Genomic DNA, 16,107 nt, shown 5'->3' with positions numbered 1-16,107 from the left:
ATAAACTCCCCCACAACCACACTTCCCTGTGTAAATCACGCCAATGAGTCTGTAAATTTTACTCATCGGTTACTTGAGTATCTGCGTCTTTATCTTGCTGTCTTTCGCTTATCATGGCGTTTAATTTCTCGCCGCCTTTGATACCAAAATCTAACGTGCGGATTGGGAATGGGATGGTCATGTCAGCTTCGCTTAGCGCGTTTCTAACTGCCACAACAGCCTTATGGCGAACGGTCATGAAATCCGCTTCACCTGGGTATTTAATCCAAAACCAAACCAGTAAGTTAACGCTGCTATCACCAAAGCTTTCGGCGTAAACCGCGGTTTCTTCTTGTTTAATAACAAAATCAAACTCATTGATTTTTTTAACAATCACCTCAGCGGCTTGCTCGGGGTCGTCGGCATACGAAATACCCACAGGCACCTCGATACGACGCACACCTAATGTACTGTAATTGCTGAGTATATTTCTAAACAGAATCTTGTTAGGCACCAAGATAAGTTGCCCATAAAAGTTTTCGATAAGAGTGTTTCTAAGGTTAATCGCCTTAACAGTACCAAACACGCTTTCGGTGCGAATTACATCACCCGTTTTAAATGGTTTGCGAATACCCATAGCAATACCTGCTATAAGATTCTCTGTCATATCCTGAAAGGCAAAACCAATGGCAAGGCCAACTATGCCCGCACCCGCGAGTAATGAGGTGACAGTGCCTCTGAGCCCCAAGAAATCAAGGGCTACAAATAAGCCTACGCACAACACGATGACTTTTACTATCGACGACATTAAGTCTGCTATTTGCGAAGACTCTAACGAACGGCGTAGTAGCTTTCTGAGCATTGAACCAACGATACGCGCCAGCAGTGAAAACACGATAGTAATAATGACTGCGACAATAAAGTTTGGAATATGGCTTATGATGATATCAACCCAGCCACCGAGTTTTTCTTCTATCAGCTTTTCAGCTTCACTTACTGACGGAATTTTTAACATTTTTATACCTTGTTGAATTAATTGCTCAACAAAGTATTTAGCAAGATGAACGCCATTTCTAATTTAGTATATTAAAACCATAAAAAAGCCGTGCTTGGCACGGCTCTTCTAATTCATTTTACTAAAAATTAGTTCTGCTCTTCGCGTAAGAAAACAGGCTCTAATTCTTTTGCTGTTGCATCGCTACTAAAGTAATAACCAGCAACGGTGAAATCTTTTAAATCACTCAATTGGGTAACTTTATTTTCAATGATGTAACGCGCCATCATGCCACGAGCTTTTTTCGCATAAAAGCTGATCACTTTATATTGGCCGTTTTTACAGTCTTTAAAGTGTGGCGTGATAATTTGTGCATTTAAGGCTTTTTTATCAACCGCTTTAAAATACTCATTAGAAGCAAGATTAACTAAATACTTGCTATCTTGCTCGGCAAGCACAGTATTAAGTTGTTCGGCTATCACGCTACCCCAAAATTCATAGAGGTTTTTACCACGTGGGTTTTCAAGCTTTGTGCCCATCTCAAGGCGATAAGCTTGCATTAAATCAAGCGGCTTCAGCACACCGTAAAGACCAGACAGAATACGTAAGTGAGATTGTGCATAATCTAGCTCTGAACTTGTCAATGTTGCAGCATCTAAACCACCATACACATCACCATTAAATGCTAGCACTGCTTGTTTTGCGTTATCGGTAGTAAAGGGCTGTGACCACTCAGCGAATCGTGCTGCGTTTAAACCAGCTAGTTTATCGCTGATTTTCATCAAGCTACCAATTTGAGCAGGTGTTAAATCACGGCAAACTGACATTAACTCTTCGCTGTGCTCGAGTAATTCAGGTTGAGTGAATTTATCGGTCGTGGCTGGTGTTTCGTAATCTAAATTTTTTGCTGGTGAAATAACAGTGATCATAGTTAGCTATTGACTTGTAATTTGTTTGATGTCAATTTCAACATTAATTGAATCAAAATGCACGTTTTGTTTCATCCTGCCTTGATACACTGCATTTTTACACCTAATGCCTTGGTTTTCTAAATTAAGGACATATAACCTATTAAACACTGTCATAGTGTTGCAGTATTAAGGCCGCTATAATGGATTTTCTTTTAACTTGCTTGGAATGAGGAAAGCAAATGACTTCAGCACTACAAAGGCTTAAACAGCATTCATCTATTGTTGCAGATACAGGTGATATCGAAGCTATCAAAAAGCACCAACCAGAAGATGCAACAACAAACCCATCTTTACTTTTAAAAGCCAGTGAAATTGAAGCGTATAAGCCTTATTTAGATAAAGCGTGGCAGTACGCTAAAGAGACCGAGCAAGATGCAGCTAAACAACTTGAGTTAGCATGTGATTACTTTGCTGTATTAATCGGTAAAGAAATTAGCGAAATCGTACCAGGCTATATCTCAACAGAAGTAGACGCTCGTTTATCATTTGATACCCAAGCGACTATCGACAAAGCTCACACTTTACTGAGCCTTTACGAAAAAGAAGGCGTGAGCAAAGATAAAATATTAATCAAAGTTGCATCAACGTGGGAAGGTATCAAAGCCGCAGAACAGCTTGAAAAAGAAGGCACTAAGTGTAACTTAACGCTGCTATTCTCTGAAGCACAAGCCCGCGCATGTGCCGATGCAAATGTATTTTTAATTTCACCATTTGTTGGCCGTATTCTAGATTGGCACGTTGCTAACGGTATGGAAAAACCAACAGATCCGCTAAACGATCCTGGTGTGCAATCAGTACGTAGCATTTACGAATTCTACAAACGCCACGATTACAAAACGGTTGTTATGGGCGCAAGCTTCCGTAACACAGGCGAGATCATCGCGCTTACGGGCTGTGATAAGTTAACGATTAGCCCTGCTCTTTTAGAAGAGTTAGGCCAATTAACTGATGCACAAGAGTACCTACTAGAGAGCGACTTTACTGTTGAAGAAAAACCAGCACCGCTAACTGAAAGCCAGTTCCGCTGGTTACACAACCAAGATGCAATGGCAACAGAGAAACTAGCTGAAGGTATCCGCTCATTCGCACAAGCTCAAATTGAATTAGAAGCTCGCTTTAAAGCGATGTAATTCGAACAGCAGCATTTTTTGAAACGCCACCGCTCGGTGGCGTTTTTGTTTCTAAAATAACTAAACTCTTGATCTATTCATCTATCAATCACAGTTCTGTAACAGTATTGTCACTTTTTTATTCTATTTTTAAGCAGCCTGTGGTATAGGTATTTCCGAGGTTCAAAAAATCAATAGGAGAAGTTCATGGATAGCCTAGACGATATTTTAGAAATATTAGAAGGTCCTAATAAAACAAGAAAGACCTCTACAAAAAATAAGAAGAGAAAATGGCGTGAAATCGAAGCGTTAAAAGATAAACATAGATTACGCAAAGAACTACAGGAGTTAGACTACTTTACAGATAGTATTGCTATTGATGAGCTAGACTTTTTGTAAATTCAAAGGCCCAATTGGGCCTTTTGCATTTCTGTTATAGAATTTGTGGTAAAGACCAATTTACTGGCGTTTTATTTTGATCGCTAAGTAGCTGGTTTGTTTTTGAAAAGTGCTGACAACCAAAAAAGCCACGGTGAGCAGAAAGCGGTGATGGATGCGGACCTTGAATCACATGATGACGCGAGGTATCAATGTGTTTACCTTTTTTCTGAGCATATGCGCCCCATAATATAAACACCACCCCCTCACAATGTTGATTGATAAGCGCAATCACTGCATCGGTAAATTGCTCCCAGCCAAGGTGCTTATGAGAATGAGCCAGCCCTTGCTCGACCGTCAGTACGGTGTTAAGTAAAAACACACCTTGCTCGGCCCAGCTTTGCAAATAGCCATGGTGAGGTACTTCAAAACCATCAATATCGGTTGCCAACTCTTTGTACATATTTTTCAAAGAAGGAGGTAACTTTTTAACTTCAGGCAATACCGAAAAGCACAAACCATGGGCTTGGCCTTCTCCGTGGTAAGGATCTTGACCTAAAATAACCACTTTGATTTCACTTAATGGTGTGGCATCAAAAGCTGAAAATACCTGTTCATCTTTTGGATAAACGCTAACGCCTGCTGCGCGTCTATCGGCCACATATTGAAGAGTTTCTTGCATGTAGGGTTTAGCAAGCTCGGTATCTAAAAATGTTTGCCAATCATTCATTTTGAAGCCTGTATTTGCTGACGAGAAACGTCTATTTTACCACACATATCAGTCAAACCATCAAGCATACGGGTTGTAAAACGGTGCAATAAATCTGCGTTCACACTAATAAATTGGTTATGCTGCACCGCTGGCATTTCTGGCCATTGTCGCCAATCAATTTTAGGCTGAGGCTTTTTCGATTTTTCATCTGGGATGATGATGACTTCTGGCTCTGCTACCAATACGTTTTCAATACTAATGCGCGGGTAGTCTGTATCGCTATTAGCAAACACATTATCCGCATGACAAATAGTTAATAGCTGATTGATCCAAGTATTTCCACCCACTGTCATCATCGGCTCAGGCCATAATTGATAAAACACCGAAACAGTCGTTTTACCCTCTTGGGCTGCACGAATAGCACTCAGCTTAACTTCAAACTCTTTAGCCACTTTATTTGCCTTTGTTTGCAAATGCGTAAGTGTGCCTAGTTTACGCAGCTCATCAGCCACATTATCAACCTGATTTGGGTTGCTGTACGCTACCGGAATGCCTAATTTTTCAATGTAAGCGAGATCGTCGGCTTTGTTGCCCGTTTTCCAAGCCAAAACAAGGTCAGGTTTTAACGACAACAGTTTTTCCATGTTAATACCGTAATAGCCACCTACCCGTTCGATATCATTCGCTTGCTGAGGAAAGTCTGCATAGTCAACGGTACCAACAATGCGCTCTCCTGCTCCAATCGCAAATAGGTTTTCAACGATATGCGGCGCTAAAGCAACAATACGCTGTGGCTGTTTAATTTCATGAGCTTGAGCCAATGTTGGTAAATAAAATAAAACACCTAAGAGTGCAAACTTGATGGCCTTCATGTTAATAATCGAACCCTTTTTGCGCTTTTATTCCTGCATCAAAAGCGTGTTTTACGTTTCTAACTTCACTGACTGTATCAGCCAAGTCGATTAGTTTACGGTGCGCACCACGACCTGTAATTATCACCGATTGCATAGCAGGGCGAGAGCTAACTGCTTCTAGCACTTCGTCTAAATCAATATAGCCGTAAGTGATCATATAGGTTATTTCATCTAGCATAACGAGGTTAATCGACTCATCCTTCAGCATTCTTTTCGCTTCTTGCCATGTCACTTGTGCAGCAGCAGTATCTGACTCTTTGTTTTGTGTTTCCCAAGTAAAACCGGTGTTCATAATAACAAATTCAACCCCCGCTTTTTCGAGTAGGTTACGCTCACCGCACTCCCAAGTCCCTTTAATAAACTGACACACAGCTGCTTTCATTCCGTGACCAACAGCGCGTGCGACAGTACCAAACCCTGAAGTCGATTTGCCCTTACCATTGCCAGTAATAACCTGAAAAATACCTTGCTCTTTTTGCGCAGCAGCAATACGTTCATCGACTTTTTCTTTTACTTTTTGCTGGCGCTGTTGGTGCTTATCTTGATTCTGTTCGCTCATTGTTGTTCCTTATGCCTCTAAATTGAAATTCTCATAAATATTGATGATTTGTTCAATATCGAGATTCTCTGCTACCACGTTTGCTAAACGGCTTAACTGCTGTTCACGGTTTAAATTAATATCAATCGGCTTGATTTGGCTATTGGGTGCAAGCCAAGTTATTAGCTCAGATACGCCTTCAGGGGTATCGAACAAGCCATGTAAGTAAGTACCTGCTACTTGATTATCATCACTAATAAAACCATCTACTTTAAATCCACTTGGGTGATTACTAAAACTTAAAAATGGCTTTTCAAATGCGGGCCCTTGGCTTATACCGGCATGAATTTCATAACCTGAAATTGCTTTATCGCTATTGTTTAAATGAAGAATACCAGAGACTTGGCTTAGTACTTTTTGTTGCCCTAATTGGGTTTCAAAGTCAGCAAGGCCTAGGCCATCTGCGCAGCCTAAATTAGACTCCACAGCATGTGGATCAGCAAGGTAGTTACCTAACATCTGCAGCCCACCGCATACTCCGAGCACTTTACCGCCATAGCGTAGATGACGTGTTATTTGTTTATGCCAACCTTCATTTTTTAAAAACGCTAAATCGCCAAGTACATTTTTACTGCCAGGGATAATAATCAGATCAACACTTGGAATAGCTTGGGTATGACGTACATACTGTAAATCGATTTCGGGTTGTAATCGCAGCGCATCAAAGTCTGTGTGATTACTAATATGAGGAAGTAGTAGCACTGCTATGCGTAATTGCGGTTTATCGACCAGATTAGTTATAGCAACGGCATCTTCAGCATCTAGTGCTAAGTCATGTAAATAAGGTAATACCCCAAGTACCGGCTTATTGGTGTATTGTTCTAACCAGTCAAGGCCACCTTGCAATAACGCAATATCACCCCGAAAACGGTTAATCACAAAGCCTTTTACTCGCGCTTGCTCTGATTCTGACAATAACGCTAACGTTCCGACTAAATGAGCAAACACACCGCCTTTGTCGATATCGGCAATAATGATCACCGGGCAATCAACTGCCTCGGCGTAACCCATATTGGCAATGTCGTTTTCGCGCAAGTTAATTTCTGCAGGGCTCCCTGCTCCTTCAACAACCAGTAATTCAAAACGCTCACTTAAGCGCTGCTGCGAAGTAAGGACCGCATCCATCGCCACTTTTTTGTAGTCGTGATAACTGCCCGCTTCCATATTCGAAAGCGCTTTACCATGAACGATTACCTGCGCCCCAGTATCGCTGTTAGGTTTTAATAAGATAGGGTTAAAATCGACTTCTGCGGGCACTTTTGCCGCCACAGCTTGCAAAGCTTGTGCGCGACCTATCTCGCCACCATCTGTGGTTACGGCGCTATTTAATGCCATATTCTGTGGCTTAAAGGGCGCAACCTTTATGCCTCGCTCAGCAAAGATCCGGCAAAGTGCTGCTACAAGGGTACTTTTACCTGCATCTGAGGTCGTGCCTTGCACCATTAATGTTTTCATCATTGTTCTCTTTTTAAGGTTTGTGCAAGACCTGCAATCACAAACTCAACACGTGCAACTTGCTGTGCTAAGGCTTGATGCAACCAGCCTGAATGATCAACAAACTGACGGCTTAATTCACCGAGCGGCACAATACCATGACCCACTTCATTGCTGACAAAAATCACCTCACCCGGCAATTTTTCTTGCACATCGAGTAAGGCCGCTTTTTGCTTAAGCCAAAATGCTTCACCATGCTGGCATAGGCAATTACTCAACCAAAGGGTTAAACAATCCACTAAAATACAGTTTCCAGCTTGGCTGTGTTGCTGTAGTGCTTTAGCCAAATACAAAGGCTCTTCGACAAGTTGCCAATGCTTAGCGCGTTCTGCTTGATGCCTATTAATTCGGGCAGCCATTTCCTCATCACCAGCATTTGCTGTGACAATGTAGATAAGCGGCTTGTTTGAATTTGTTGCCAGCTGCTCAGCAAAACGGCTTTTACCGCTGCGAGCACCACCTAAAATTAAAGTATGTTGTTGGCTCATAATAGACTCACCAAGCAAAGGTAGGTAACAAGCTCAGATACTTGCTGGGCAGCCCCCAAGCAATCACCGGTATAGCCAGATAACTGTTTTTCAAACCAGCGCTTTAATAGTAATCGAGTAACAAAAAGTACACTGACGATTATAAATATTTGCCCTAAAGTGAAGCCAAAAAACAACCATGCAATTGCTAACACCGCACCGCCAGTTGCTAGCAGTATTTGATAACTTTGCGTGCTTAAATGCATCGCAATTGGTTTTACTTTAGATGTGGCGTCCTGACTTACATAGTCCATGTCTGCAATTAAACTTGTTGCTACAACCCGGCTTAAGCTTTGCCCTAAAACAAGTGCAATAATCAGCGTACTGGTTACTTCGCTAAGTGCAACGAGAGTTTGGTACTTAATTAATAAAGCCATTACTAACGCCGCAGCACCATAGGTACCTAAGCGACTATCTTTCATAATGCTCAGCTTATCTACAACCTGCCAACCACCACCAAAGCCATCCCAGACATCAGCAAGGCCATCTTCATGAAATGCCCCTGTGATTACCAAGCTAAACGCCATAACTAACGCGACTGCAATGGCTGCGGGGAATAACCAACTTATCAGCAAAAAGCTGAGCGCTAAAAGTACACCTAATAACACCCCGACCAATGCAAAATAACGGCTGGCCTGATTGAGTGCCTTACTCGATACCTCAAAGTTTAATTTAACAGGTATACGCGTTAAAAAACTAAGCGCCAGCAAAAATAGCTGAAGCTGACTTGGGGTTGTGTTTGAAGTCTGTTGTTCAACGCTCATATCAAACTACTTGCTCAACATTGGCATCGGCAAAACTTGCCATATCATTGTAAAACGCCAAAGATGCTTGCAGTAAAGGTAAGGTAAGCGCCGCCCCAGTGCCCTCTCCTAAACGTAAATCAAGCTGCAATAAAGGCGATGCGTGCAAGGCATTGAGCATTGCTTTATGCCCTTGCTCATCTGAGGCATGAGCAAATAACATGTAATCGCGAGCGTTTGCATTAATGCGAGTTGCAACAAGCGCCGCTGCGCTACAAATAAAGCCATCCACAATCACCGCTATACCAAGCTCCGCAGCAGCTAAAATGGCACCGGTGATCTGTACAATTTCAAAACCGCCTAATGCAGCGAGTGTCATTAGTGGGTCGCTAAAATGAGCTTTATGTAATTGAAGGGCTTGCTCGACAACCTTGATTTTTTTAGCAACAACCTCGTCACTCACACCTGTACCTTTACCAACACATTGGCTGGCAGGTAACGACAACAAGGCAGCCATTAATGCCGCAGCACTTGTGGTATTGCCAATACCCATCTCACCAAAGGCGATGGTATTACAACCTTGCTCATAGAGTGAATGAACTCGCTGCTTTGCTAATGCAAACCCTTTTTCAACTTGGCTAATTGACATGGCCATTTCAGTATTCAGTGGTGCAGTGATTTCACCTAAACGCTGGTTATGCACACTTTTATTGTGTGAAGTACTGAGTGTTCCGGCATCAACAACTTCCAGCTGCCAACCAAGCTGGCGACAAAATACATTAATCGCTGCACCTCCAGCTGCAAAGTTTGCCACCATTTGCGATGTAACGCTGCTAGGAGCAATCGACACACCTTGGCTTGCCACACCATGATCACCTGCAAATACAACTAGAGAAGGGTTTGAAATAACCGGTTTAAAGGCAACTAGCGCCTGCTCACTATCAAGTTGCTTTGAAAAAATAAGCGTTAATTGTTTAGCACAACTTTCAAGCTGACCCAAAGCGCCTAGCGGCTTTGTTTTAAGGTCTATTTTTTGTTGAATTACAGCTGAAAATTGCTGATTAATAGGCGTGATATTAAACATTAACTACCTGCTCTGTTTACGAAAATAAAGTAAGAATAAAAAGAACACGCTACCGATAGCGGCTGTGATCACACCTACGGGTAGTTCTTGGTTATTCAGTAGGGTTCGGCACAACACATCTACCCACACCATAAAAATGCCACCGACCAAGGATGTCATAACTAAGTTATGGCTGCTGCCTTGTGGTGAAAAGTAGCGCACAATATGTGGGATCATCAGGCCGACAAAACCAACGCCCCCACACATAGCAACAAGCACTGCTGTAATTAATGAACTTAGCAGCAGCATCATGATCCGAAAGCGTTGCACATGAATCCCCAAGGTCGCAGCACTTTCATCACCAAGCAGCATTGCATTAAGCTGACGACGAAATGCAATCATCAAAGTCATGCAGGCAATAATAACGGTAAATGGCAGCCAAAGAGTGTCCCACTGGGCACGAGAAAAACTGCCCATCGTCCAAAATAAAATAGCGGTTATGGCTTGAGGATCGCTAAAATAAAGCAACAAACTAGTCAAAGCACTAAATAAGAAAGATAAAGCAACACCAGCAAGTAACATAGCTTCAACTTGGCCAACATGGCGACGCCCTGCAATAGCAATAAGCAACAGCATAGAAAGTAAGCTTCCAGCAAATGCTGCGATAGACATACTAAAGCCAAAACTCACACCTGTTAGGGCTATAAAGCACACCACACCGAATGAAGCCCCTGAAGAAATACCAAACAAGTAAGGATCAGCAAGCGGGTTTCGGGTTACGGTCTGCAAAATTAATCCCGCAAGAGCCAGTCCAGATCCCGCTAAAAATGCCAGCACTGTTCTTGGCATACGCAACTGCCAAATAATGCGCTGCACAAATTCATCGCTACCTTGGCTAAACAGGCCATTGAAAACCTCACTCAGCGGTGTATTTGCAGCACCAAAGCTCAGTGCTAAAAAACAACTAATAAGTCCAACGACAACACATATACTAAAACGCATTACATCAGTCATGTTGATGCTCCTGTGTCTGATAACCATAGAAATAAGTTATATGCGGAATAAACTTATCAGTGCTTGATTGAGGATGAGCAGATACCGCTGCACAGACGCCAAATACATCGCTCAACAGCTGCTCTGTTAGCACCGCTTTTGGTTGCCCCTGACAAACCAAGCGACCTTCATCAATCACCAGTAGCTCATCACATAAACTCGCTGCGAGATTTAGATCATGGAAAGAGGCAAGCACAGTTACATCGAGGGACTTAGCTAATTCCATTATTTGAATTTGGTATTTAACATCAAGATGGCTGGTTGGCTCATCCATGATGAGCAACTTAGGCTGCTGTACAATAGAGCGCGCAATGAGTGCTCTTTGCTTTTCGCCACCTGAGAGCGAATCAAATGCTTGTTCACTGTGATGAGACAAACCAACCTGCTCAATCGCTTGATATATTCGTTGCTTATCATTGGCAGACGTGCCGCTAAAAAGTCGCTTATGAGGTGTTAAGCCTAAACTCACCACATCGAATAAAGACAAATTAAACTGCGATGGAGACTCTTGTAAAACCACAGCAACCTGCTTTGCATATTCATCAGCACTGATTTGCCAGATATCTTGACCGCTTAGTAGCACAGCCCCTTGCTGAGGTTTCAAGTAACGATAAAGACAACGTAGCAGACTTGATTTACCAGCCCCATTAGGGCCGAGTAAACCTATAAATTGCCCTGCTTTTAACTCAAGGTTAATTGATTTAAGTATGGTTTTATTCGCAGTACCCCAACTTAAATCAGACACTGATATTAATGGTGCAGCGCTATGGCTATTTTGTTGCAAGCTTTTTCTCTCTTGGCGAGTAAGCACAACGCACCAGAAAGTACTGCTAAGTACCAGAAAATGACGTGAGTTGACCCGCTCGATGATTAATTGTTAGCGCTAAGTATCTGGCTGACCATATATTTATATGGATTACAGTTGCGGGAACAGCTGGAGAATTTCACCCCATTCCATAGCATATGAGTATTATGGCGGGCTAAGTAAATAATTCAACGAATATCGCTCTAGATGGCTAAAAAACAATTTTCGGCCAAGCTTGCCCTTGTTCATCTATATATACATCGAGTGTAATTAGCCCTGCATAAGGGAGATGGAAAACATTTAAATGCGTAGCTGATTGTTTTGGCATCTGACAAACAATAGCGAGAATTTGTTTAATCACACCAGCATGGCTAATTACCAATGACTGTTCATGCTTAGATTCGCACAATGATTGTAAAAACGTTTGCCACCATGCCTCTACCCGAGCGTAAAAGTCTGCCATAAATTCACCATTGGGTACTTTTACTTGCCAAGGGTGCTGCCAAAAATCACCGATATGAGGTTTACTGGTTTGCTGCCAAAGCTGTTGGTAATCTTGGCCGTCCCAATCACCAAAATTAAACTCTTTCAGCGCGTTATTGTACTGTACATGCAGTGAGTGTTGATTTGCTAAATAATCAGCGTGGACTGAGCAACGCTTGAGCGGAGAGCTATATATGGCATTTAAATTTATGAGCTCGGCAGAAGCTTGGCGCATTTGCTTAAGACCAAACTCCGATAATTCAACATCGATTTGCCCAGCAAGAATGCCTGGCGTAGCGATTTCGCCATGGCGAAGAAAGTAAACTCGTGAAGTAAATGCGTCCATAATGTTCCTAAGTAAACTAATAGTGAACATTAACGCGTTTTAAGTACTCTGTCGACTTATGCTAAGGGAGTTATGCAAAGAGAGTTAAGCTAAACGCATTAAACGAACGTCAAAATGTAGCACTGCATTTGCGCCAATTTTGCCACCGTTACCTTTTTTACCCCAAGCAAGTTCTGGGGGGATCACAAATTCATAACGAGAACCGATATTCATTAATAATAACCCCTCTCTTAACCCTTCGATTGCTTCAGATAAAGCGAACACCTCAGGCATACCCGCTTTATAACTGTCGGCAATGACACTGCCATCAGCGAGCATAATACGTTGGTTAATAACCACAGTATCAAACTCTGTTATGCGTTCTCCCTCAACATCATCAATCACTTTATACATTAAACCCGACGGGCACAGATGCGTATCTGGGTGAGATGAGAATTTAGCGATGAATGCTTCACTATTTTTACGGTTTAAACCTGAAGAGCCTTTTGACTTGGTTGTTTTCTTGCGAGACACAGCAAACCTTAATTGTATTACAAATATAAAACGCTTTATCGCATAACAACGTAACTGAAGCAAGTGGAAGTGTGAAGAATGAGCAGGGTAAGTGCTGAGAGACTCAGCCAAACACCCGCACAGATCAGCTGACACTTAATATCTAATGTCTCTGTGTTTCAGCTGGTAGCTTGCGGCTAAAAGTCTACACGCGATTTAAATCCCGACGAAAAACGTGTTGGGGCAGCCTTATCACGTAGCAGCGGGTTTATCCCGCGTCATGGGCTGCCTGTTCGCGGATAGAGCGTGACGACATACGAAAAAACCCGTTGCATTACTGCAACGGGTTTCTTTAATTAGGATCCTGGCGATGTCCTACTTTCACATGGCAAATGCCACACTATCATCGGCGCTGTTTCGTTTCACTACTGAGTTCGGCATGGGGTCAGGTGGGTCCAAAACGCTATTGTCACCAAGAAAATTCTGTTTGATTTTCTTATTATTTTTAATTTAAAGTCTTTCGACTGAATTAGGAGCCTGGCGATGTCCTACTTTCACATGGCAAATGCCACACTATCATCGGCGCTGTTTCGTTTCACTACTGAGTTCGGCATGGGGTCAGGTGGGTCCAAAACGCTATTGTCACCAAGCAAAATACGTGGAAAGGATTCTCGATAAAGCGCGTAGCGCTTACGAGTCCTTTGCGCAAGGTGAACTGATTTCGCATTAAGCGTTGCGGTTCACCCTACTAAAATTCGGAATGCTGATTTTAAGTAAATGTCTACTTTAGTTTTTTAACTTCTGTCTGTTACGCTGTCACAAAACGCGTTTGGCGTTGTATGGTTAAGCCTCACGGGTAATTAGTACAGGTTAGCTTAATGGCTCACACCACTTCCACATCCTGCCTATCAACGTTGTAGTCTTCAACGGCCCTTCAGAGACTTTAAAAGTCTAGTGAGAACTCATCTCGAGGCCTGCTTCGCGCTTAGATGCTTTCAGCGCTTATCAGTTCCGAACGTAGCTACCGGGCAGTGCCATTGGCATGACAACCCGAACACCAGCGGTTCGTTCACTCCGGTCCTCTCGTACTAGGAGCAACCCCTCTCAATTCTCAAACGCCCACGGCAGATAGGGACCGAACTGTCTCACGACGTTCTAAACCCAGCTCGCGTACCACTTTAAATGGCGAACAGCCATACCCTTGGGACCGACTTCAGCCCCAGGATGTGATGAGCCGACATCGAGGTGCCAAACACCGCCGTCGATATGAACTCTTGGGCGGTATCAGCCTGTTATCCCCGGAGTACCTTTTATCCGTTGAGCGATGGCCCTTCCATTCAGAACCACCGGATCACTATGACCTACTTTCGTACCTGCTCGACGTGTCTGTCTCGCAGTTAAGCTGGCTTCTACCATTACACTAACCGTACGATGTCCGACCGTACTTAGCCAACCTTCGTGCTCCTCCGTTACTCTTTGGGAGGAGACCGCCCCAGTCAAACTACCCACCAGGCACTGTCCGTAATCCCGATCAGGGACCAACGTTAGAACATCAACACTACAAGGGTGGTATTTCAAGGACGGCTCCACAAAGACTAGCGTCTCTGCTTCAAAGCCTCCCACCTATCCTACACATGTAGGGTCAATGTTCAGTGCCAAGCTGTAGTAAAGGTTCACGGGGTCTTTCCGTCTAGCCGCGGGTACACAGCATCTTCACTGCGATTTCAATTTCACTGAGTCTCGGGTGGAGACAGCGTGGCCATGGTTACACCATTCGTGCAGGTCGGAACTTACCCGACAAGGAATTTCGCTACCTTAGGACCGTTATAGTTACGGCCGCCGTTTACCGGGGCTTCGATCAAGAGCTTCGTCCGAAAACTAACCCCATCAATTAACCTTCCGGCACCGGGCAGGTGTCACACCGTATACGTCATCTTGCGATTTTGCACAGTGCTGTGTTTTTAATAAACAGTCCCAGCCACCTGGTCACTGCGGCTCCCGTCCGCTTAGAGAGTAAATCTCATCACAGATAGGAGCGTACCTTCTCCCGAAGTTACGGTACAATTTTGCCTAGTTCCTTCACCCGAGTTCTCTCAAGCGCCTTAGTATTCTCTACCTGACCACCTGTGTCGGTTTGGGGTACGATTCGGTATAATCTGAAGCTTAGAGGCTTTTCCTGGAAGTATGGCATCAGCAACTTCACACCCTTGGGTGCTCGTCTCGTATCTCAGTCTTAAGAGTCCGGATTTTCCTAAACTCTCAACCTACTTACTTTCACATGGACAACCAACGCCATGCTTGCTTAGCCTGCTCCGTCCCCCCATCGCAATTATACCAAGTACGGGAATATTAACCCGTTTCCCATCGACTACGCCTTTCGGCCTCGCCTTAGGGGTCGACTTACCCTACCCTGATTAACATGGGATAGGAACCCTTGGTCTTCCGGCGTGCGGGTTTTTCACCCGCATTATCGTTACTCATGTCAGCATTCGCACTTCTGATACCTCCAGCAAACCTCCCGGTTCACCTTCAACGGCTTACAGAACGCTCCCCTACCACTCAAACAAAGTTTGAATCCGCAGCTTCGGTGCATAGTTTAGCCCCGTTACATCTTCCGCGCAGACCGACTCGACCAGTGAGCTATTACGCTTTCTTTAAAGGATGGCTGCTTCTAAGCCAACCTCCTGGCTGTCTGGGCCTTTCCACATCGTTTCCCACTTAACTATGACTTTGGGACCTTAGCTGGCGGTCTGGGTTGTTTCCCTCTTCACGACGGACGTTAGCACCCGCCGTGTGTCTCCCGGATAGTACTTTACGGTATTCGGAGTTTGCAAAGGGTTGGTAAGTCGGGATGACCCCCTAGCCTTAACAGTGCTCTACCCCCGTAAGTATTCGTCCGAGGCTCTACCTAAATAGATTTCGGGGAGAACCAGCTATCTCCCGGTTTGATTAGCCTTTCACTCCTAGCCACAGGTCATCCCCTAACTTTTCAACGTTAGTGGGTTCGGTCCTCCAGTTGATGTTACTCAACCTTCAACCTGCCCATGGCTAGATCACCGGGTTTCGGGTCTATACCTTGCAACTCAACGCGCAGTTAACGCTCGCTTTCACTACGGCTACCCTAATCGGTTAACCTCGCTACAAAATATAAGTCGCTGACCCATTATACAAAAGGTACGCAGTCACCCTCGAAGGGCTCCTACTGCTTGTACGTACACGGTTTCAGGTTCTATTTCACTCCCCTCACAGGGGTTCTTTTCGCCTTTCCCTCACGGTACTGGTTCACTATCGGTCAGTTGGGAGTATTTAGCCTTAGATGATGGTCCACCTATATTCAGTCAAAGTTTCACGTGCTCCGACCTACTCGATTTCACTTAGATTGCATTTTCGTGTACGGGACTATCACCCTGTATCGTCAAACTTTCCAGAATGTTTCACTAACACAA

Annotated in this window: 15 protein-coding genes, 3 rRNA genes and 1 riboswitch (1 of these 19 only partly in view); of the genes, 2 read left to right on the top strand and 16 right to left on the bottom strand. The window is 43.8% G+C overall.

Annotation, left to right across the window (positions count from 1 at the left end):
* Positions 1–58 precede the first annotated feature (58 nt).
* Both LY624_RS04105 and yaaA read right to left on the bottom strand, forming a co-directional pair.
* On the bottom strand, positions 59–994 hold the full coding sequence (locus tag LY624_RS04105; protein WP_237119647.1) for a mechanosensitive ion channel family protein: 936 nt from the start codon (positions 992–994) through the stop codon (positions 59–61).
* A 128-nt stretch (positions 995–1,122) separates the two neighbouring features.
* A complete protein-coding gene (gene yaaA / locus LY624_RS04100; protein ID WP_237119648.1) occupies positions 1,123–1,902 on the bottom strand; it encodes a peroxide stress protein YaaA in 780 nt (259 codons plus the stop codon).
* A gap of 221 nt (positions 1,903–2,123) precedes the next feature.
* Here yaaA and tal point away from each other — a divergent pair, with 221 nt between their 5' ends.
* Together tal and LY624_RS04090 are read left to right on the top strand one after the other, a co-directional pair.
* Positions 2,124–3,074: a transaldolase gene (gene tal, locus LY624_RS04095; RefSeq protein WP_130151001.1), complete on the top strand. Its 951-nt coding sequence runs from the start codon at positions 2,124–2,126 to the stop codon at positions 3,072–3,074.
* A gap of 186 nt (positions 3,075–3,260) precedes the next feature.
* A complete protein-coding gene (locus tag LY624_RS04090; RefSeq protein ID WP_062570233.1) occupies positions 3,261–3,452 on the top strand; it encodes a DUF3545 family protein in 192 nt (63 codons plus the stop codon).
* 34 nt (positions 3,453–3,486) lie between these two features.
* Here LY624_RS04090 and ung read toward each other — a convergent pair whose 3' ends face one another.
* The 14 genes from ung to LY624_RS04020 all read right to left on the bottom strand — a co-directional run.
* Positions 3,487–4,161 (bottom strand): uracil-DNA glycosylase, encoded by a 675-nt coding sequence (ung, locus tag LY624_RS04085; RefSeq protein WP_341803922.1) that lies wholly within the window; start codon positions 4,159–4,161, stop codon positions 3,487–3,489.
* The gene (locus LY624_RS04080; protein WP_341803921.1) at positions 4,158–5,015 is read right to left on the bottom strand and encodes a cobalamin-binding protein; all 858 of its coding nucleotides are present in this window, start codon (positions 5,013–5,015) and stop codon (positions 4,158–4,160) included. The genes ung and LY624_RS04080 overlap by 4 nt, the downstream gene beginning before the upstream one ends.
* 1 nt (position 5,016) lies before the next feature.
* Entirely contained in the window at positions 5,017–5,616 is a 600-nt protein-coding gene (cobO, locus tag LY624_RS04075; RefSeq protein ID WP_341803920.1) for a cob(I)yrinic acid a,c-diamide adenosyltransferase, read from the bottom strand.
* Positions 5,617–5,625: 9 nt separating this feature from the next.
* On the bottom strand, positions 5,626–7,110 hold the full coding sequence (locus tag LY624_RS04070) for a cobyric acid synthase (protein WP_341804382.1): 1,485 nt from the start codon (positions 7,108–7,110) through the stop codon (positions 5,626–5,628).
* The gene (gene cobU / locus LY624_RS04065; protein ID WP_341803919.1) at positions 7,110–7,637 is read right to left on the bottom strand and encodes a bifunctional adenosylcobinamide kinase/adenosylcobinamide-phosphate guanylyltransferase; all 528 of its coding nucleotides are present in this window, start codon (positions 7,635–7,637) and stop codon (positions 7,110–7,112) included. The genes LY624_RS04070 and cobU overlap by 1 nt, the downstream gene beginning before the upstream one ends.
* Entirely contained in the window at positions 7,634–8,440 is an 807-nt protein-coding gene (locus LY624_RS04060) for an adenosylcobinamide-GDP ribazoletransferase (RefSeq protein WP_341803918.1), read from the bottom strand. Before LY624_RS04060 ends, cobU begins: the two co-directional genes overlap by 4 nt.
* Before the next feature lies 1 nt (position 8,441).
* Positions 8,442–9,503: a nicotinate-nucleotide--dimethylbenzimidazole phosphoribosyltransferase gene (gene cobT / locus LY624_RS04055; RefSeq protein ID WP_341803917.1), complete on the bottom strand. Its 1,062-nt coding sequence runs from the start codon at positions 9,501–9,503 to the stop codon at positions 8,442–8,444.
* Positions 9,504–9,506: 3 nt separating this feature from the next.
* A complete protein-coding gene (locus LY624_RS04050; RefSeq protein WP_341803916.1) occupies positions 9,507–10,496 on the bottom strand; it encodes a FecCD family ABC transporter permease in 990 nt (329 codons plus the stop codon).
* Positions 10,489–11,319 (bottom strand): ABC transporter ATP-binding protein, encoded by an 831-nt coding sequence (locus LY624_RS04045; RefSeq protein WP_341803915.1) that lies wholly within the window; start codon positions 11,317–11,319, stop codon positions 10,489–10,491. Before LY624_RS04045 ends, LY624_RS04050 begins: the two co-directional genes overlap by 8 nt.
* Positions 11,320–11,422: 103 nt before the next feature.
* Positions 11,423–11,491: riboswitch (cobalamin riboswitch) on the bottom strand.
* A gap of 60 nt (positions 11,492–11,551) precedes the next feature.
* Positions 11,552–12,169 carry a histidine phosphatase family protein gene (locus LY624_RS04040; RefSeq protein ID WP_341803914.1) on the bottom strand — a complete coding sequence of 206 codons (618 nt, stop codon included), beginning with the start codon at positions 12,167–12,169 and terminating at the stop codon, positions 11,552–11,554.
* Positions 12,170–12,253: 84 nt separating this feature from the next.
* Positions 12,254–12,682 carry an FKBP-type peptidyl-prolyl cis-trans isomerase gene (locus LY624_RS04035; RefSeq protein ID WP_341803913.1) on the bottom strand — a complete coding sequence of 143 codons (429 nt, stop codon included), beginning with the start codon at positions 12,680–12,682 and terminating at the stop codon, positions 12,254–12,256.
* Positions 12,683–13,023: 341 nt separating this feature from the next.
* Positions 13,024–13,138, bottom strand: a 5S ribosomal RNA gene (rrf, locus tag LY624_RS04030).
* Between the two features lie 58 nt (positions 13,139–13,196).
* Positions 13,197–13,311, bottom strand: a 5S ribosomal RNA gene (gene rrf / locus LY624_RS04025).
* Between the two features lie 189 nt (positions 13,312–13,500).
* Positions 13,501–16,107: ribosomal RNA gene (locus LY624_RS04020) — 23S ribosomal RNA — on the bottom strand; it runs 276 nt beyond the window's last position.

Source organism: Pseudoalteromonas sp. N1230-9 (assembly GCF_032716425.1).
GTDB lineage: Bacteria > Pseudomonadota > Gammaproteobacteria > Enterobacterales > Alteromonadaceae > Pseudoalteromonas.
This window is presented reverse-complemented; position numbering and strand designations above follow the sequence as displayed.